This window comes from Acinetobacter sp. YH16042, assembly GCF_013417245.1.
GTDB lineage: Bacteria > Pseudomonadota > Gammaproteobacteria > Pseudomonadales > Moraxellaceae > Acinetobacter > Acinetobacter amyesii.
This window is the reverse complement of sequence record NZ_VPEJ01000011.1, coordinates 18,546-38,526: the sequence shown is the minus strand read 5'-3', so window position 1 is coordinate 38,526 and position 19,981 is coordinate 18,546. Positions and strand designations below refer to the sequence as shown.

The following is a 19,981-nucleotide window of genomic DNA, read 5'->3' as shown; positions in this document are numbered from 1 at the left end:
ACCGCGCAAAATGCGCGGTTTTTTATGACTCAACAAATCTTATTTGTTTTTGTCTTTTAATTGAGGCACTGCAGAACCTGTACCTACTGCAAGTAAGCCAGAGTTTGTGTAGATACCTAATTTAGCGCGAGTATCTGTGATATCCAAGTTACGCATAGTCAATTGACCGATACGGTCAGCAGGGCTAAACATAGAGTCACCTTTCTCCATAGTTAAACGCTCAGCTTCATAAGTGAGGTTAGGAGATTCAGTGTTTAGAATAGTGTAGTCATTACCACGACGAAGTTCTAAAGTCACAGTACCAGTGATTGCTTTAGCAACCCAACGCTGCGCAGTTTCACGAAGCATTAATGATTGAGAATCGAACCAACGACCTTGGTAAAGAAGACGACCTAAACGCAGACCGTTAATACGGTATTGTTCGATGGTGTCTTCGTTATGAATACCAGTCACAAGACGCTCATAAGCGATATGAAGAAGTGCCATACCCGGAGCTTCGTAAATACCACGAGATTTTGCTTCAATGATACGGTTTTCGATTTGGTCTGACATACCTAGACCGTGACGACCACCGATACGGTTGGCTTCAAGAATGAATTCAACAGGGTTTTCGATGCGTTTGCCGTTTAATGCAACAGGGAAGCCTTCTTCGAAAGTTACAGAAACTTCTTCAGCTTTAACTTCTACGTCATCTTTCCAGAACGCAACGCCCATGATTGGGTCTACGATTTTGATACCCGCATTAAGGTATTCAAGATCTTTTGCTTCGTGAGTCGCACCTAACATGTTTGAGTCAGTTGAGTACGCTTTCTCTTTTGACATTTTATAGTCAAAACCGTTGTCGATTAGGAACTGTGACATTTCTGCACGGCCGCCTAGCTCGTCAATGAAAGTTTGGTCTAACCAAGGTTTGTAAATTTTTAGCGATGGGTTAGTCAACAGACCATAACGATAGAAACGTTCAATGTCGTTACCTTTATAAGTCGAACCGTCACCCCAGATGTTTACGTCATCTTCTTTCATTGCGGTTACAAGCATCGTACCTGTAACTGCACGACCAAGAGGAGTCGTGTTGAAATAAGGCATACCACCAGTTGAAATGTGGAAAGCGCCACATTGAATAGCCGCAATACCTTCTAAAGCAAGTTGTAAACGACAATCAACTAAGCGAGCTTTAACTGCGCCATACGCTTCCGCTTTTTTTGGAATCGCATCGTAGTCGTCTTCATCAGGTTGACCTAAGTTTGCTGTGTAAGCATAAGGTTCTGCACCTTTTTGTTTCATCCACAAAAGCGCAGCTGAAGTATCTAGACCACCAGAGAAGGCAATACCAACTTTTTTGCCAACTGGGACATTCTGCAAGATAGTTGCATTATCAGTCATTGTTAATCCTAACGATATAAATATAGGCACCGAGAATGGGTGGCCTGAAAGAATACATATATGTGCATGATTGTAGCACTTTTCTGCGGGGTTTTTCTAAAAAATCATGAGATACAAGCGATGAGGTGGAAAAAAATGATCGTTGAAATCTATTGGTGAATACTTCATCCAGTTTTTGCGGGCGGAAAATGCGTTTTCTGAATGGAATAGGATGTAAATATAAAGAAATCTATTTGATTTAAATTAATGGTCATACCATTATTGGGTTAATTTGGTTTTTATGCTTTTCATTGAAATGAGACTGAGGTCAAACAAAGCGTGGTTATTAGACTAAAGTATATTTTATAAAGTTTAGTTGTAAATAATAAATACAAAACAGATATTTAAAAGTTGATATGGAGGTTTTTAAACGGAAAAATAATGTTTTTGTATTTTATATTGGTCATACCAAAAACAAGAAAAGCTTGAATGATTGAGTTGAAATAATTAAAAATTGCGGAGTATTTCAGCAATAGTATGAGTTTTTATGTGTTTAATATTTATATTGGTCATACCAATGATAAAAAGACCACATGCTGATATTGCTCAATAATTAAATCTTAGTAAGCATTTCAAGGAGATGACAATGCTTCAATGGCAGCAAATATATGACCCAATGGGGAATATATGGATATCAAGTTTAATTGCGCTCATTCCGATTATCTTTTTTTTCTTGGCGCTTGCTGTATTTCGTTTAAAAGGCAGTGTGGCAGGTACGATCACCGTTGTACTGGCACTGTTGGTGTCTTTATTTGCCTATGACATGCCTGCGCTTATGGCATTGGCTTCGATGGTCTACGGTTTTTTCTATGGTTTATGGCCGATCGCATGGATCATTATTGGTGCGGTGTTCCTGTATAAAATCTCAGTCAAAACAGGGCAGTTTGACATCATCCGTTCTTCGATACTTTCCATTACTGAAGATCAACGTTTACAGATGCTATTAGTCGGCTTTGCTTTCGGTACTTTCCTAGAAGGTGCTGCGGGCTTTGGTGCTCCTGTGGCGATTACCGCAGCACTATTGGTAGGTTTAGGCTTTAAACCTTTATATGCGGCAGGTCTTTGTCTGATCGTAAATACAGCGCCAGTGGCTTTTGGTGCGATGGGTATTCCAATTATCGTTGCTGGACAAGTGTCTGGTGTAGATACGATGGAAATCAGTCAGATGGTTGGTCGACAGTTGCCATTTATGGTGCCGATTGTACTGTTTTGGATTATGGCGATTATGGATGGCTGGCGCGGTGTGAAGGAAACTTGGCCTGCGGTTGTGGTTGGGGCGAGTAGCTTTGCGATTGCACAGTACCTAACCTCGAACTTTGTCGGTCCTGAATTACCCGATATTACTGCGGCGATTGCCTCTTTAGTGTCATTAACGATTTTATTTAAATATTGGCAGCCTAAACATATTTTCCGCTTTGCAGATCAAGATGCGACGATGAGTGAAGATGTGGCTGCACAAAAACAGCAAAAATATAGCTTGGGTCAAATTGCAAAAGCGTGGTCGCCATTTGCGATCTTAACGGTGATGGTCACGATCTGGAGTATTAAACCGTTTAAGGATTTATTTACCAAAGACGGTGCTTTACATGATTTGGTTATTTCGATCAAAGTGCCATTCTTACACCAATTGGTTCAAAAGATGCCGCCAGTCGTACCTGAAATGAAGGACTACGATGCCATCTATAAATTTGATTGGTTTTCGGCAACAGGTACGGCAATTGTCATTGCTGCGATCATTACCATTATTTTCTTAAAAATGAAGCCGAAAGACGCGATTGTGACCTTTGGTGAAACCATTAATGAATTAAAAATTCCAATTTATTCGATTGGGATGGTGTTGTCTTTTGCTTTTATCGCCAACTATTCAGGTATGTCTTCGACCTTGGCTTTGGCCCTTGCACATACAGGTCAAGCCTTTACCTTCTTCTCGCCATTTTTAGGATGGCTTGGTGTATTCCTCACGGGTTCAGATACGTCAGCCAATGCGCTATTTGCAGCATTGCAGGCGACTACTGCACAACAAATCGGTGTGCCAGAAGTATTACTCGTTGCTGCTAATACCAGTGGCGGTGTGACAGGGAAAATGATTTCACCACAGTCAATTGCAATTGCATGTGCGGCAGTCGGGTTGGTAGGTAAAGAGTCGGATTTATTCCGTTTTACCGTAAAACACAGTATAACGTTCACAATCATGATGGGGATTTTAATCACCCTACAAGCTTATGTGTTCCCTTGGATGATTCCATAACACGAATTGTGTAACAACGTTAAGGAAAGCAGATGAAAGTCTCTGATAAAACTGTTCAAAGTCTTCGTGTATTGATTGAACAAAGCAATATGCAAGTTGGAGATCGTCTGCCTGCTGAACGGAAATTGTGTGAACAACTTGGCGTCTCACGCACCTCTTTACGCGAGGCGATTTCTCAATTGACTAGCATGGGCGTGTTGGTCAGTAAAGTGGGTGCGGGGACTTTTTTAAAGCAATTACCAGCGACTTGGTCGAGTTATCAAATTGTGCAGCCCATCAGCAGTTTGATTAGTGAAGACCCTGCCTACCGTTTTGATGTGCAAGAGGCGCGCATTATTTTAGAAGGTGGTACTGCATGGTATGCGGCACAACGTGCTACAGCAGAGGACTTGGCACATATCCGACATTATTATGATCAGATCAATCATTTTCAGGCTTTAGGGAATGACGATGAAGCAGCGCGTGCAGATGCCAAATTTCATTTAGCAATTGCTGAAGCATCACATAATTTAGTGTTGATTCAGATGATGCGTGGTCTATTTGATCTGTTGCAATTTAATGTCGTTTTAGGTCGTCGAAAAGTTTATAGCGAAGCACACCGATTTGATCAATTGCATGATCAGCACTTCCAAGTCATGAATGCAATTGAACGTCGTGATCCTGAAGCTGCACGTAAAGCAGTCTGTGGACACATTGAGTTTGTAGTACAACAGGTGCGCATGATTGATGAAGAAGAAGCTCGTCGTCAGCGTGCCAGTCGATTAAACAGGATATAAGCATGATTATTTCTTCTGCCAATGACTATCGTGAAGCGGCACGTCGTCGTTTACCGCCATTTTTATTTCATTACATCGATGGCGGGGCGTATGCCGAATATACCTTAAAGCGTAATGTAGAAGATTTATCAAAAATAGCGTTGCGTCAACGTGTGCTGAATGACATGTCACAGCTGAGTCTAGAAACCCAACTGTTTAATGAAACCTTATCGATGCCTGTGGCTTTATCACCTGTGGGTTTAACAGGGATGTATGCACGTCGTGGTGAAGTTCAAGCAGCCGTTGCCGCAGATAAAAAGGGCATTCCATTTACGCTGTCCACCGTTTCAGTTTGTCCAATTGAAGAAGTGGCGCCAGCGATTCAGCGTCCCATGTGGTTTCAGTTATATGTGCTACGTGACCGTGGCTTTATGAAAAATGCCTTAGAACGTGCCAAAGCTGCAGGCTGTTCAACTTTAGTGTTTACCGTGGATATGCCTGTTCCGGGTGCGCGTTACCGTGATGCACACTCGGGGATGAGCGGCCCAAATGCTGCCATGCGCCGTTATATGCAGTCGTGTTTCCACCCACACTGGGCGTGGAATGTGGGTTTATTAGGTCGTCCGCATGACTTAGGGAATATTTCTAAATACTTGGGCAAACCAACAGGTTTGGAAGATTATATCGGCTGGTTGGGCAATAACTTTGACCCATCAATTTCATGGAAAGACCTTGAGTGGATTCGTGAATTTTGGGATGGCCCGATGGTCATTAAAGGCATACTTGACCCTGAAGATGCCAAAGATGCAGTGCGTTTTGGTGCAGATGGCATTGTGGTGTCAAACCATGGTGGCCGTCAGCTCGATGGGGTTTTATCATCAGCGCGTGCATTACCGCCAATTGCAGATGCAGTAAAAGGCGATATTAAAATTCTTGCTGACTCAGGTATTCGAAATGGTTTAGATGTGGTGCGTATGCTGGCTTTGGGTGCAGATACCTGTATGCTCGGTCGCGCATTTGTTTATGCACTCGGTGCAGCAGGTGGTGAGGGTGTTTCCAATCTTCTAGAACTGATTGATAAAGAAATGCGTGTTGCGATGACCTTAACTGGTGCAAAAACCATTGCGGATATTACATCTGATTGTTTGGTGAAGTTAGAGAAAGAGTTGGCTGGGTGATTTTTTGAATAGATCTCTTGGGAAAGTTATTCGTTATCAAAAAAAATTAAAAAATGAAAGTTCCCTCTCCTTGTAGGAGAGGGTTAGGGAGAGGTATTTATTGATTAATTCTCCTAACCCTCTTGTGTAGCATTGCTACTCATCCCAAAGGGAGAAGCGATATTCATTATAGATTTTAATAACAATGACTAAAAACTTTTGATATGTGCAAATAAACCTACGTTGTTTAAATTATTTAAATCAATATTTTTCTATTGCATAACAATGCAATTCCTCTCTAGCGAGGAGAGAAAATAATGAAAATGGAAAATTCTACGAGCATGCAAAGTCAATCATCACAAACCATTCAAAACTTTATCAACATCGTCGGTAAGCAACACGTTTTAACTGAAGATAAAGACACACGTTTATACCGCCAAGGTCGCCGTTACGGTGCAGGAAAAGTATTGGCTGTGGTTACACCGGGCTCTTTGCTTGAGCAATGGCAAGTGCTGCAAGCGGCTGTGGATGCAAATTGTATTGTGATTATGCAAGCCGCCAATACAGGTCTGACAGGTGGTTCAACGCCGTTTGGTGATGACTATGACCGTCCTGTGGTGCTGATAAGTACACGTCGTTTGGTTGGCATCCAAGTGATTAATGAAGGTAAACAAGTAATTTGCTTACCAGGTGCGACATTAGACAAGCTTGAAAAAGATTTGCTGCCATATAATCGTGAACCTCATTCGGTGATTGGTTCTTCTTGTATTGGCGCATCGGTTTTGGGCGGCGTATGCAATAACTCAGGGGGTGCTTTGGTACGCCGCGGTCCTGCCTATACAGAGCTTGCACTGTATGCACAAGTGAATGAGTCAGGTGAGTTAGAGTTGGTCAATCATCTAGGTGTCCATCTTGGCAATACGCCTGAAGAAATCCTCACAGCGCTAGAAAATAAAAACTATCAAATCAATGATATTGTGAATAATTCAAGCTGCTGTGCGTCAGATCAACGTTATTCACATGACGTAAAGCAGGTTGATGAAAATACGCCTGCACGTTTTAATGCCGATCCAAGCCGTTTATTTGAAGCATCGGGTTCAGCAGGTAAGGTCTGCGTCTTTGCAGTACGTTTAGATACCTTTGAAAAAATCCCTAGTCAGGTGTTTTATGTAGGGACCAATTCACAAGATGATTTAACCGAAATTCGTCGTTTTCTATTAAAAGATCTTGCACGCCTCCCGATTGCAGGTGAGTACATTCATCGTGTGGCATACGATATTGGGGCTGAATACGGTAAAGATTCTTTTGTATTTATTGAAAAATTTGGCACGGCAAAAGTTCCAGCTGCTTTTGCCATGAAAGATAAAGTCGATGGCTATTTAGAAAAACTGGGCTTGCGAGGTTTGTCAGATAAAGTCTTGCAGCTAGTGACAAAATTTTTGCCGAATCATTTGCCGAAACGGATGAATGCCTTCCGTGATTTATATGAACATCATTTGATGATTCGTATTGAAAATCAGGATGTTGATCAAGTTGATGCGTATTTGAAAACGTATTTTTTAGATAAAACGGCAGGCAATTATTTTAAATGCACAGACGAAGAAGGGCGTAAAGCATTTTTACACCGTTTTGCGGTGGCAGGTGCTGCAATTCGTTATCGTGATACGCATCGTTCGGAAGTGGAAGATATTGTTGCGCTGGATATTGCGCTACGTCGCAATGATCGAGAGTGGGTAGAAACTTTGCCGAAAGCCATGGATGAGCAAATTATCCATAAACTCTATTATGGACATTTTCTCTGTCATGTTTTTCATCAAGATTATATTGTGAAAAAAGGTGTAGACCCTTTGGCAATGGAACATGCAATGTGGCATTTACTCGATGATCGTGGTGCTGAATATCCTGCGGAACACAATGTTGGACATTTATATGTTGCCAAGCCTGCATTAAAAAATCATTATCAAAAGTTGGATCCAACCAATAGCTTTAATGTCGGGATTGGGCAAACCAGTAAGCTGAAGCATTGGAAATAATGCTTTTAAAAATAACACGCCGTGATGTGAAAGTTCACGGCTTTTTTTATGGTTAGAGGATTTATATATCAGGCGGTATTGACCATAAAAGCGAAGAATATTTTCTAAACTGTCATCCCAAAATATAAAAAAACCGCTAAAGTATTATGCAACAAGTTGCAAAGCCAAAATAAGGATTCAGCATGACAACGACTAGCTATGCAAATATTTTAAAGCCTTTACATTTGGGTTTTACCACGATTAAAAACCGTGTCGTGATGGGGTCCATGCATAGTGGGCTGGAAGATCGTTTTTATAATTATCCTAAGCTTGCAGCTTATTTTGGTGAGCGTGCGAAAGGTGGTGTCGGCCTGATTATTACAGGCGGTATTTCGCCAAACCGTCAAGGTTGGCTGTTACCTGCTGGCGGTACCATGAATACGTTAGGTGATATCGCTCCGCATCGCTTGGTGACCCATGCCGTACATAAACATGGCGCCAAAATTTTAATGCAAATCTTGCATGCTGGGCGTTATGGCTATCAGCCTTTTGCAGTGTCAGCAAGTCCGATTAAATCTCCAATTTCACCGTTTAAACCGCGTCAATTAACGGACAAACAAATTCTTTCAACCATTGATGATTATGTCAAAACGGCAAGCCTTGCACATAAGGCCGGCTATGATGGTGTAGAAATTATGGGTTCAGAAGGCTACTTGCTGAATCAGTTTTTAAGCCGTCATGTCAACCAACGGACAGACCGTTGGGGTGGTGAAATTGAAAATCGTATGCGCCTTGCGGTTGATATTGTAAAATCAATACGTGCTGAAGTGGGTGAGAAATTTATTATCTGCTTCCGTTTGTCATTGCTTGATTTGGTTCATGATGGGAACACCATGGCAGAAGTCATTACTGTTGCTAAAGCATTGGAAGCAGCAGGTGTGACGTTATTGAACACGGGGATTGGTTGGCATGAAGCACGTATTCCGACAATTGTGACCTCAGTGCCTCGCGCAGCGTTTGTGGACTATACCGCTGAAGTCAAAAAACATGTTGCGATCCCTGTCATTGCGTCCAACCGTATCAATATGCCAGATACTGCTGAAGAAATTTTAGCTTCAGGCAAGGCGGATATGGTGCAGATGGCACGTCCATTCTTGGCAGATCCGTTTTGGGTAAATAAAACGGCGACCAACCGTGTCGATGAAATTAATACCTGTATTGCCTGTAACCAAGCCTGTTTAGATCATACTTTTAAAAATCAGCGTGCGACGTGTTTGGTCAACCCACGAGCGGCATATGAAACTGAATTGGTTTATTTAAAGACCAAAAAACCGAAGCGTATTGCAGTCGTCGGTGGTGGCGTTGCTGGGATGTCTGCTGCAACGGTAGCGGCAAGCCGAGGCCATGCGGTGACACTATTTGAAGCTGGTGCAGAGGTAGGTGGTCAATTTAATTTGGCGAAAGTCGTTCCGGGCAAAGAAGAATTTCACGAAACGATTCGCTACTTTAAAGTTCAAATCGAAAAAACAGGGGTTGATTTGCGTTTAAACACGCGTGTAAACCGTGAACAACTTGAACGTGAAGGGTTTGAGGAGGTTGTTATTGCAACAGGTGTGGTTCCTCGCAGCTTAAAAATTGAAGGTAGTGATGCACCGAATGTCTTATCTTATGCAGAAGTGCTGAAAGGCGCAGCTGTGGGCAATAAAGTTGCTGTGATTGGTGCAGGCGGCATTGGCTTTGATGTATCTGAATTTTTACTCAAACCACCACATCAGCCACAACCAATGCCTTTAGCGGATTGGCAGCGGGAGTGGGGTGTTGATCCGAATCCAAACTATGTAACAGAAGGCGGTATGCAGGCTGCTGAGATCGAACCTCCCGTTCGAGAAATTTATTTATTACAACGTAAAACAACTGCACTTGGTGCTGGGTTAGGTAAAACATCAGGCTGGGTACATCGTGCACAATTAAAGAAAAATGCGGTTCGTATGCTGCGTGGTGTTCAATACAAAGCCATTACTGATGAAGGTCTTTGGGTTGAATATGAAGGGCATGATCAATTATTACGTGTAGATACGATTGTCGTTTGTGCAGGTCAGGAATCGGTAAAGCATTTGATGCCAGAACAGGGTGAGAAAACCCTTGCCAATTACCATATTATTGGTGGTGCAAAACTAGCAGCAGAGTTAGATGCGAAACGCGCAATACGTGAAGGTGCGGAGCTTGCTGCTAAACTTTAAGGATTTGGCGAAACAATATTCATTTGAAAGGTTTAGTTGTAATTTTTACTTGTCAGATGAATAAAACCTCCGTATTATGGCGCACATGGAAGCGTGGCAGAGCGGTTTAATGCACCGGTCTTGAAAACCGACGAGGGCGCGAGTCCTCCGTGAGTTCGAATCTCACCGCTTCCGCCAAATTCAAAAAAGCCCCTGTAGTGATACAAGGGCTTTTTTTTGTCTTAGATTTTAATTTGAGACGGCAATCTTATTCATTAGTATTTTTAAGCAATGCTAAAAATGGATATCAGACTTAAAATTCAAGTCAGAAATTAATACAAGGGTTGTCAAAGGTAGAATTAAAAGTAAGAGAAAAGAATGTTTATAGATTGATAGTGTAGAATTTATTTTTAATGGCTTATTTATTTAAATCTTTCACAAGCATTGGGCAGAGCTATGATCGCTTATTTTGAAAAAATATCAATTGTATTTTATTTGATCAATTGTTTTGAAGTGTTAGCAAGGCTTGGCAAGAGAATTGAAAGTGCTATATTTAAATCACGGTAGGTCATAAAACGACGCTACCAATAAGTTGGACGGATCAATGACAGCTCGTTGAGTTTCGTAATATTTTAGTCTTAAGATATTGCAGACAATAAATCAGCACTAGCCTTCCAACATAGAGCCCGCAGCGACGCGGGCTTTTTAATACCATTTTAGATTTGAAAATATAGTGCTTTTGTCAAACAATAATTAAATAGTCAACCTATGTTATTGATATATAGTTACTAAAGTAAAATAAGTTTACATTGCCATGAAATCTAACATTTACAAAGCAAGTTGTTGTGTAAAGATGTGATATAAAAAATTCAATTATTAAAACAAGTAGAGACGTCACTATGACACAGATGATCGATATTAAAGTGAAAGACCAATTTAGTCAGGTTTATGAAGCACAAGCTTTGGTGCGTAATCCTTCAGAAGAAGATTCTCGAGCGCTATTTCATCGCATTGAACATATCATTATTGCAGGTGAAATCATCCTACCCAGTATCGAACTACTTTTTGAAAGTCAAAAATCGGACAGTATTTACAAGCTTTTAGAAGCTTAAATTGAATGAATAAAAAAAACTCACCTTATGGTGAGTTTTTTATTTTTAGAGACTGAAATTTAAGCTGTTTGATCTGCTTTAAATTGATTCAAAATATATGAAAGTAACTGATAGCGCGTCATCGGGTTGCTAGAAGACAGTTCAACGTCTTGTTTACGTACTTGGATTTCTTGAGTTAAAACCCCAGCTTGAAAACGTTGCACGATCATATGATCTTTCGATACATCATGGTCGGTCAGCACTAGTTTAGGGCCAAGGTGCAGATGTCCAATCGCATCTAGACATTGTTCTAGGCTGCTATATAGGTTGAAAAGGATGAGTGCCTGATCATTAGAATAATTGGCTAAGTTCATTTTTATTATCCATGGTCAAAAAATTATTGAGCAGGAATAGTGTATACGAATTGAGCAACATTAATCTGTATGGATTATTTTTCATTTAATGTCTGTCTAGCTAACTTTGGTTAAATCATTGAGACAGCTTAAATCTTTATGAAAAATAAGTTGGAATTCGCTTTAAATTATAGGGGCTTGAATACCAATGGGACATCATAACGGGCAAATTCCTCAATGATACTGTTTAAAACCAATTGAGCTTGTGGCTCAGCTGCTGTAAAGGTGAGTTCTTGGTTCGTTTGGCTGTTGAAGCATTCGACTTGTTCTATACGCCAAATTGTTTCAATGGCTGTATTTTGAATGACCACTCGTCGAGGTTGTAATTCATCACTAATTTTTCGTGGCATGACATAGGTAATGGCCAATTGAACATCGGGCAATTCATCTGGTGAGGTTAAGAATGTAAACACCCAATTGCCAATTTTGCTGAGTTGCATTGGATTATCGAAAGAATCAAATTCTAAACAAAACTGTTGCGACATTGACATGCTCAAACGCTGGGAGGTCGGTTTAATTCTTGCGATTTTTTACTGTTGATTGACATTAGGGGAAGGTCGTATAAAACAGCAGTTAAAACCTTAAAAGAAATAAGTGAATCAATAAAATTAATATAATTCAATTTCTTATATTGGGATGTTTGAAAAATAACTCACCTCATTAAGTTGTTTTTTGAATGAGAAGTGAGGAAAAGTCTCTAAGTTAAACCAGTTGTTGCAGATTTTTTAGACTGTAATTAATTTGCTGTAATGCATGTTGTAAGAGTTTAGGTTGAATATTGGATTCATTTAGACAGGTGATCCATTGCATCTGACAGGCTTTTAAGTCTGCAATATCCGTGGCCTGTTGAATATTAATAATTAATTTTTTTGCCATCAGCCCACAATAACGCTGTAAGTAACTGCACATAAAACTCTGTAACTCATCAAAATCATGCTCGATGAAATCAACGGTTTTTTCTGCTAATACAGGGTTGTGTGATGTTGTGTTTTCAGGTGTGGCTTGTTTGAGTTGATGGGGTGTGGAGCTGATCGGATCTATTGGAAGGGTGTTCGTCAGTTCGTACTGTGTCTGAGTTTGAGGAACTTCCATCGTAGGCATTGAAAGTTCATTAAAAGTCACATTTTTTTGCGCTGTGAGATCGGATGCAGGGCTAAAGGTATTGAGATCGGACGTATTGCTAGGCGCTTTTTTAGGAGGATTAAAAGCAGAAAAATCTGAGCTTTGAAGGCGTTGATGATCATGTGCTGTAATTGGCTGAATCAGCCCAAGTTCCATTAGTTGCTCAAGCAATGTCGCTTCAGCAATGCGCTGCTGATAATGGACTGGCATTTGGTTAAAGTCATCACTACCAATTAAGAGTAGTAGACGACGTTGTCTTGCGTTTAATGCGAGCTGTCGGTCTTTTAATGTTTGAAAACCCAGCTCAGTTTTTTGATAGTTGAACATGCCTTAATTCCATAGCTCAAAAGAATTAAGGCAATCCTATGCAGTGATAATGACAGTAATATTAAGAAAATATTAAATAATCAATGATTTATAGGGTAATGACAGCAGAGTTTTCTAAAGCTTTACGCAAGTACGGGTCTAAGTCATCTTGACGTAATAGCCATTGCACATAGTCTGCAGGTAATTCTGCAATTGCGGTACCACGATGTTTACCAAAATTAATACTGCGAGGAATGCGAGCATCTTCCGAAGCTTCGTATAATTCTTCGATGCTATTGATTTTTAAGTGATGGACGATATGCATCAAAATATTGGCAGTTAAAATGATATCCATATCTGCGCGGTGAGCTTTACGGATCATTTCACGTGCTTTTTCACTGCCTTTGGTGATCATATATATCAAGGCAGAAATATTATGCGCTTCTGCATCAGGCCAAACTCGACGAGCAAGGGCAAGGGTACAAATGGCTTTAATTTTTGAACCATCTACACCGCATTTTTCGAGCGCTCGAATATCGTAGTCGATATTATGCCCAATGATATATGTCGTCTCTGATGGGAGTTCAAAACTGCTGTAGTGGGGCTGACCTTCAAGATCTGATTCTAAAATATGATGTACAGCCATTGCTGCAAAAGAAATTGCTTCATCACAACGATAAAGTTGATCAAAAATTTTAGATTTATCTAGGGTAATTTTGGCATCTGCCACCTGAATTGGAGCATAGGCAATCTCGATGGGTTGTCCATTTAGTGTATGGGTTTCTGTGTCGAGAATGATGGCTTGCATGTCCAGTTCCAGCATGTTGAATAATGTTTATGAATGTACATGATCACATCCACACTGACAAACCCATGCTGTGATTATTTGTAGGAATATTATGAAGATGGCTGCGCAGTGTTTAAATAATCTGCTTTTATCGCATCTGCCGAAATAAAACCTTTACAGCGGGATAAAGCTAAACCATCTTCTAAATCGACTTATTTTAAAGGCTTTTGTCCATCGTGATATCCAAAAATGTCGCTAAGTGGATTAAGCACTAGAGTATGTTCACGATCAATGGCATGGTGGTTTTTCGGCTTTACTTTTGTGCATATGTTTGTGTAGTTGGCAGGGGGTACAGCATTTTTGTTGATTTTACATTTTGCTTTAACCTCCGAAAAATAGCCCAATCTGTATCCAATGATCAGAAATATAAGTTCAGCCATTTTTCTGAGATCGGGGTGGCTGATTTATTTGAATGCTGTTAATCCATATCGAGTTAAAACAAAGTGTTAATTCAAGATTATTTCAATAAATTAAAATAAGAGCAATTGCTTGAAAATTAGGCTTGAACAAAAGTTTGTTCCATGTATTTAATGATTCATATTCAATGAAAAATTGACTTTAAAACAACAAACAAAAGGATCATGGAATGAAAATGCTGCGTTTAACGGTTTTAGTCAGCAGTGCGCTATTTTTAGCAGCCTGCGGTAATGATAGTAATGACCAACAATTTAGTAATCCTGAAACAAACGCTGATCTCAATCAGATCAAAAATCCGGTGGTAACTACAACAGCCTATAGTCAAGACAATATGCCTGCTGTGAGTGCAGACAGCCGATTGATGACCTATAAAATGCTAGGAGTAGATGGCAAAGTTGTTCAAGCCACAGCCTTAGTCTTTACCCCAAAAACAGTTGCTCCGGCAGGTGGTTGGAAAATTGTGGCTTGGGCACATGGAACGACAGGTGTGGCTGATAAATGCGCTCCGAGCCGACAAGGTTTGCAAGGCACTGAATACTTGTTACAAATGTTATTGGCAAAGGGTTATGTCGTTGTGGCACCCGATTATGAAGGATTAGGGGAACCTAGTGGACGTGAAAACCATCCTTATCTGAATCTAAAAAGTGAAGCCTTTTCGATTACCGATGCCGTTGTCGCAGCTCGAAGTTACTTAACCAGCCAAGGTAAAACGGTGTCGAAGGATTGGGTGTCAATCGGGCATTCTCAAGGTGGTCAAGCCGTATTAGGTGCAGCTGAATTCGCATCGCGTGCTGACTTAAATTATAAGGGAACGATTGCCATAGCACCTGCAAATAATCTTGCGCTCATTCTTGACGCAGGCGAGAAGTTAGCCAAAGACAAACCTGCAACCGTGCAAAGTATGATTTATGCGCCTTTAGACAGTTTTACTGCGCAGATCATTGCGGGTATGCAAGGGCATAAAAACAGTGTGGATTATTCAAAAGTATTTAGTGGACATCTGGCTGCGATTGCACCTCAGGCTGAAACAGTGTGTTCAGGCGAGTTAACCAAGTTAATTCAAGATGACATGCTCAGTTATGCGAGTCAGAACACGACTTTGGATAACTATGGTCGAACTCAGCCTGATTTCTTAACTTTAAAGCCAATCCAAAACTTTATGAGTGAAGGTTCACAGCCTTTAACGACAGCGGTGAAAACGCCGATCATCATTTATCAAGGTAAAGCCGATCAGACCATTCCAGCAGATGCGACTAAATTTATGATTAGCCTTGCTAAGCCGGGAACATCGATTGACTATCGTGAGCAAGCGACAGCAGATCATATTAGTATTTATACCGATAATCTGGCAAATTTTGTGCAAGATGTAGAGACTCTCATGCCAAATCAATAAGTTGATTTGACTTAAATAGTGCTCGTGCAGATTCAACATGGGCATTATTTATTTAAAAACAGCACAAACTTCCCTCTCTCATTTCTAAAACTTCATGCTACAATACGCGCCAATCTTAGCACGGCTTAAAAGCCCTAATTTAATAGGACCTCGCTAATGTTTGCCAACACCTCTATTGCTCAATTTGACCCTGAATTAGCTCAAGCGATCTCGAATGAAGATGCTCGCCAAGAAGCGCACATTGAGTTAATCGCTTCAGAAAACTACTGTTCACCTGCAGTAATGGAAGCTCAAGGTTCAAAACTTACTAACAAATATGCAGAAGGCTACCCTGGTAAACGCTACTACGGCGGTTGCGAGTATGTAGACGTGATCGAACAATTGGCCATTGACCGTGCTAAAGAATTGTTTGGTGCTGATTATGCAAACGTTCAACCACACGCTGGCTCACAAGCAAACTCTGCAGTTTACCTTGCGCTACTTAACCCAGGCGATACAGTTTTAGGTATGAGCTTGGCTCACGGTGGTCACTTGACTCACGGTGCTAAAGTTAGTTTCTCTGGTAAAACTTACAACGCAATTCAATACGGTTTGAACCCAGAAACTGGCGAAATCGACTATGAAGAAGTTGAACGTTTAGCTGAAGAACACAAGCCAAAAATGATCGTGGCTGGTTTCTCTGCGTATAGCCAAGTTGTTGATTGGCAACGTTTTCGAGATATCGCGGACAAAGTTGGTGCTTACTTATTCGTAGATATGGCTCACGTAGCTGGTCTAGTTGCTGCTGGCGTTTACCCAAGCCCAGTACAAATTGCTGACGTAACAACAACGACGACTCATAAAACACTTCGCGGTCCACGTTCTGGTTTAATCCTTGCGAAAGCAAACGAAGAAATCGAGAAAAAATTACAATCAGCTGTATTCCCAGGTAACCAAGGTGGTCCTTTAGTTCACGCTGTAGCGGCTAAAGCGATCTGCTTCAAAGAAGCAATGGCGCCTGAATATAAAGCTTACCAACAACAAGTTGTTAAGAATGCGCAAGCAATGGCTGAAGTTCTAATCGAACGTGGTTATGATGTTGTTTCTGGCGGTACTAAGAACCATTTGTTCTTATTATCTTTAATTAAACAAGACATTACTGGTAAAGATGCCGATGCTTGGTTAGGTGCTGCTCACATTACTGTGAACAAAAACTCAGTACCAAACGATCCACGTTCTCCATTCGTGACTTCTGGTATCCGTATCGGTACTCCTGCTGTAACAACACGTGGTTTTGGTGAAGCTGAAGTACGTGACCTTGCAGGCTGGATCGCTGACGTTCTAGACAGCAAAGGTGACGAAGCTGTGATTGCTACAGTGAAAGAAAAAGTTGCTGCTGTTTGCGCTAAATTCCCAGTTTACGCAAAATAAGTCTGACTTGAGAAAGCCCCCTCAAGGGGGCTTTTTTTATGTCATCAGAAAAATTCAAAAGTTATCTAAACATTTATATTTCTGATATAACGGAATAAGAGATAACAAAAAATTTGCCCATCGCTATAGATCTGTTGGCAAGGTCGCAAAGGAACTTTATATGAAAAAACCCAATATTATTCTTTCAGAACAAGATTTACATCGCTTAGAAACCATGTTGGAGCATCAGTCTAAGTTGACGCCGACGATGGAGCATTTGGAAGATGAGATGGCGCGCGCTGACGTGGTTGCTCCACAAGATGTCCCTGCCAATGTGGTGAGTATGAATGCCAAAGTTCTCATTAACATTGCACCTGCGACAGAAGCAACCGAAATTACACTGGTCTATCCACATGATTTTCGTGGCGATAAAGGTCAAGTCAATGTTTTGGCTCCAGTGGGCGCTGCCATTTTAGGTTTGGCGGAAGGGCAGGAAATAGAATGGCCGCAGCCTGATGGTCATACCATGAAAGTCAAAATCATTAAAGTGCTCTATCAACCAGAGCGTGAAGGGGATTATTTATAATTCCGCTGCGTTATACAGATAAAATCTACACACAAAGCCATCGATATCGATGGCTTTTTTATTTTTCGATATCGCATTTTTAGATATGAAATGTGCAAATGTTGTTAAGCAGATTTCATTACAACCATAGCAGTTTAACTTGGGAAAACTGTCAAAGAATTGACAGAGTCATGGGCACGAAGTCGGCACACTGTATTTCAACAACACCATCGTTGCTTAATAATTTGAAGAATAAGGTAGAGCCCTATGACACAATTAGAATCGAATCATTACAATCCGGACTATCAATATCAGCATATTGAAGTAAAACCCGTAACCGGTCGTATTGGTGCCGAAATTTCTGGCATTCAGTTGTCTGGAAGTTTAGACAAAAGCGTGGTCGATGAATTTAATCATGCACTATTAAAATATAAAGTTTTATTTGTGCGTGGGCAGCAAGATCTCACCGATTTAGAACAAGAAGCCTTTGCACGACTTTTAGGAAATCCGTTGAATCATCCAAGTGTGCCACTCAAAGATGGTACAGCACATACGTTGTCAATTGACTCACGTGGTGGGCGCGCAGATTCATGGCATACCGATATTACATTTTTACCCAATTATCCCAAAGCCACAATTTTAAGAAATGTAGTTGCACCTGAACATGGTGGCGATACAGTTTGGGCCAATACCGTGACGGCTTATGAAGATTTAAGTCCGGAGCTGCAAAAACTGGCGGAACAATTACGCGCGGTGCATAGTAATAGTTATGACTATGCGACTCCCAAAGGTCAGTACAATGAAGAAGGTCGCCATTTATTCCGTACCGCGGTAGAAGTGGAAACCGAGCATCCATTGGTGCGTGTACATCCTGAAACAGGTGAAAAAAGTTTGGTTTTAGGTCACTTCTTTAAACGCTTCAGTGGATATAGTCCGGCACAGTCACGTCGTTTATTTAAACTGTTTCAAGAGCAAATCGTGCAATGGGAAAATATTGTGCGTTGGCGCTGGGCGGTTGGTGATGTTGCCATTTGGGACAATCGTGCAACGCAGCATCGTGCCATCAATGACTATGGTGATGAGTTACGTATCGCCTCACGTGTCACCATTGAGGGTGATGTACCTGTCGATGTAAATGGTCAGCCGAGTACTGTACTGAAAAATATTCAAAACACCGATATTTCAAACTTGCGTTCAGAAGCAGGCCGTATTTATGAGAAAGCATCTTAAGTATGAGAGCGTCATTTAAAACAGCATAAAAACAGATAAATAATGCGAAAAACAATGGTTTTACATTTTTAAGCACTTGCCTAAGATCAATGAGATCTTAGGCATTTTTTTATAGACGTGAGCGATCAAAAGAACACCGCCCAACAGCATTTGTTGCAAATTTTACGTAATGAAGACATCTTTCAGGGCTTTAGCGATCAGACTTTAGAACAGCTTGTGCAACAGGTGAAATATTCACGGTTTCATGCGCAGCAGCACATCTTAAAACAACAACAAATCGTGCAAGATATTTATATTTTGCTTTCAGGTACGCTACAAATTGGTTGGTTGCAAAATAATGGTGAATTGATTGTCAATGATTATATTCGTCGCCAGTCGGTATTTAATTTTGTCGCACTCTTACAACAAAAGCCTTTGAATTATGATTATTTTGCTGCGACACACGTCGAGGTGGCAATCATTTCTGGAACAAGGTTTTTAGCAGTTTTACAGCGTGATCCGAAGGCGCTTTGGAATGTCGTGCAATCTCTCAGTCGACGCATGTATTTGATGTTTGAGCATAATCGTTATTTGCGAACGGCAACGCTAGAGCAGCGTATTGCTAGACATTTGATTCGACTCTATGAGCAATATGGATGTCGGCAGGAAATTCCTTTGAGACTCAGTCAGCAGGAATTTGCAGAGTCTTTTAATATTTCACGCCAAACGTTGAATAAACATCTGCAGCAATTTGTCCAAACACAAGTGATCGCGTGGAATTATGGACAAATCGTGATATTGGATCTTGAGCGTTTAAGGCAAATGAGTGAACTAGATGAATAACTAGATTTAAAATTTGACGAGAAGCCATGATCGCAAATGGCTTCATTGGACTTGTTTTTAGATTAGTGCTTACTGATTTTATCCAAATATCCCATCATAAAAGCAGAAAAAACAAAGGTTAAATGCATGATGATGTACCACATGATTTTGTCATTAGGGATGTTTTTCGCATCCATAAAAATACGTAATAAATGAATCGAAGAAATTGCCACGATTGATGCTGCAACTTTGAGTTTTAATGAATTGGCATCCATGGTGCCGAGCCAGTTCAAGCGATTGGTCGATTCATTAATTTTTAATTGCGAAACAAAGTTTTCATAGCCTGAAAACATCACCATTACAATCAGTCCACCCACCATAGTCATATCGACCAAAGAGAGGATGACTAAAATCAGGTCAGCTTCTGAATATTCTAAAATATGCGGAAGGACATGAATGACTTCTTGGAAAAATTTAATCGCGAGCAGTAGCAGTGCAAAGGATAAACCAAAGTACACGGGAGCCAGAATCCAACGTGCAGCATACATTGTATTATGGAAAAAACGTTCCATTTAAGCCTCTAAAATTATTGAT

General features: G+C 40.7%; 17 protein-coding genes and 1 tRNA gene. 12 read left to right on the top strand and 6 right to left on the bottom strand.

Going from position 1 to position 19,981, the window contains the following annotated elements; translation table 11 throughout:
• Window positions 1-39: 39 nt before the first annotated feature.
• Window positions 40-1,383, bottom strand: a complete 1,344-nt coding sequence (argG, locus tag FTV37_RS09630; RefSeq protein ID WP_078189146.1) for an argininosuccinate synthase — start codon at window positions 1,381-1,383, stop codon at window positions 40-42.
• Between the two features lie 619 nt (window positions 1,384-2,002).
• On the opposite strand from argG, the gene lldP reads away from it, so the two are divergent.
• The 7 genes from lldP (at window position 2,003) to FTV37_RS09595 (ending at window position 10,925) form a co-directional block, all read left to right on the top strand.
• Window positions 2,003-3,670, top strand: a complete 1,668-nt coding sequence (gene lldP / locus FTV37_RS09625; protein ID WP_180004194.1) for an L-lactate permease — start codon at window positions 2,003-2,005, stop codon at window positions 3,668-3,670.
• 32 nt (window positions 3,671-3,702) lie between these two features.
• A complete protein-coding gene (gene lldR / locus FTV37_RS09620; protein WP_180004196.1) occupies window positions 3,703-4,446 on the top strand; it encodes a transcriptional regulator LldR in 744 nt (247 codons plus the stop codon).
• 2 nt (window positions 4,447-4,448) lie between these two features.
• On the top strand, window positions 4,449-5,603 hold the full coding sequence (gene lldD / locus FTV37_RS09615) for an FMN-dependent L-lactate dehydrogenase LldD (RefSeq protein ID WP_078192909.1): 1,155 nt from the start codon (window positions 4,449-4,451) through the stop codon (window positions 5,601-5,603).
• 320 nt (window positions 5,604-5,923) lie between these two features.
• Entirely contained in the window at window positions 5,924-7,615 is a 1,692-nt protein-coding gene (gene dld / locus FTV37_RS09610; protein WP_180063741.1) for a D-lactate dehydrogenase, read from the top strand.
• A 182-nt stretch (window positions 7,616-7,797) separates the two neighbouring features.
• Entirely contained in the window at window positions 7,798-9,834 is a 2,037-nt protein-coding gene (locus FTV37_RS09605; RefSeq protein ID WP_180063700.1) for an NADPH-dependent 2,4-dienoyl-CoA reductase, read from the top strand.
• An 87-nt stretch (window positions 9,835-9,921) separates the two neighbouring features.
• Window positions 9,922-10,011 (top strand) — tRNA-Ser (locus tag FTV37_RS09600).
• Window positions 10,012-10,712: 701 nt separating this feature from the next.
• Window positions 10,713-10,925 carry a hypothetical protein gene (locus FTV37_RS09595; protein WP_078189132.1) on the top strand — a complete coding sequence of 71 codons (213 nt, stop codon included), beginning with the start codon at window positions 10,713-10,715 and terminating at the stop codon, window positions 10,923-10,925.
• 59 nt (window positions 10,926-10,984) lie between these two features.
• Here the strand turns inward: FTV37_RS09595 and FTV37_RS09590 are convergent, their stop codons facing one another.
• The 4 genes from FTV37_RS09590 to FTV37_RS09575 all read right to left on the bottom strand — a co-directional run bounded on the left by FTV37_RS09590 (window position 10,985) and on the right by FTV37_RS09575 (window position 13,553).
• Window positions 10,985-11,278, bottom strand: a complete 294-nt coding sequence (locus FTV37_RS09590) for a hypothetical protein (protein ID WP_111885765.1) — start codon at window positions 11,276-11,278, stop codon at window positions 10,985-10,987.
• A gap of 167 nt (window positions 11,279-11,445) precedes the next feature.
• Entirely contained in the window at window positions 11,446-11,802 is a 357-nt protein-coding gene (locus FTV37_RS09585) for a hypothetical protein (RefSeq protein WP_078189130.1), read from the bottom strand.
• A gap of 217 nt (window positions 11,803-12,019) precedes the next feature.
• Window positions 12,020-12,766: a hypothetical protein gene (locus FTV37_RS09580; protein WP_168379386.1), complete on the bottom strand. Its 747-nt coding sequence runs from the start codon at window positions 12,764-12,766 to the stop codon at window positions 12,020-12,022.
• 88 nt (window positions 12,767-12,854) lie between these two features.
• On the bottom strand, window positions 12,855-13,553 hold the full coding sequence (locus tag FTV37_RS09575) for a 3'-5' exonuclease (RefSeq protein ID WP_168379387.1): 699 nt from the start codon (window positions 13,551-13,553) through the stop codon (window positions 12,855-12,857).
• Window positions 13,554-14,178: 625 nt separating this feature from the next.
• Here FTV37_RS09575 and FTV37_RS09570 point away from each other — a divergent pair.
• From FTV37_RS09570 to FTV37_RS09550, 5 genes are all read left to right on the top strand, one after another.
• On the top strand, window positions 14,179-15,402 hold the full coding sequence (locus tag FTV37_RS09570) for an alpha/beta fold hydrolase (RefSeq protein WP_180063698.1): 1,224 nt from the start codon (window positions 14,179-14,181) through the stop codon (window positions 15,400-15,402).
• A 156-nt stretch (window positions 15,403-15,558) separates the two neighbouring features.
• Entirely contained in the window at window positions 15,559-16,812 is a 1,254-nt protein-coding gene (gene glyA / locus FTV37_RS09565; RefSeq protein WP_180035998.1) for a serine hydroxymethyltransferase, read from the top strand.
• Between the two features lie 160 nt (window positions 16,813-16,972).
• Window positions 16,973-17,377 carry a nucleoside diphosphate kinase regulator gene (gene rnk / locus FTV37_RS09560; RefSeq protein WP_180051201.1) on the top strand — a complete coding sequence of 135 codons (405 nt, stop codon included), beginning with the start codon at window positions 16,973-16,975 and terminating at the stop codon, window positions 17,375-17,377.
• A gap of 246 nt (window positions 17,378-17,623) precedes the next feature.
• Complete coding sequence (locus tag FTV37_RS09555; protein WP_180063696.1) at window positions 17,624-18,586, top strand: TauD/TfdA family dioxygenase; 963 nt, start codon at window positions 17,624-17,626, stop codon at window positions 18,584-18,586.
• Window positions 18,587-18,703: 117 nt separating this feature from the next.
• The gene (locus tag FTV37_RS09550; protein WP_180051207.1) at window positions 18,704-19,408 is read left to right on the top strand and encodes a Crp/Fnr family transcriptional regulator; all 705 of its coding nucleotides are present in this window, start codon (window positions 18,704-18,706) and stop codon (window positions 19,406-19,408) included.
• A gap of 62 nt (window positions 19,409-19,470) precedes the next feature.
• Here the strand turns inward: FTV37_RS09550 and FTV37_RS09545 are convergent, their stop codons facing one another.
• Window positions 19,471-19,959, bottom strand: coding sequence for a TIGR00645 family protein (locus FTV37_RS09545; protein WP_078189122.1), 489 nt, complete (start codon window positions 19,957-19,959; stop codon window positions 19,471-19,473).
• Between the last annotated feature and the right edge of the window lie 22 nt (window positions 19,960-19,981).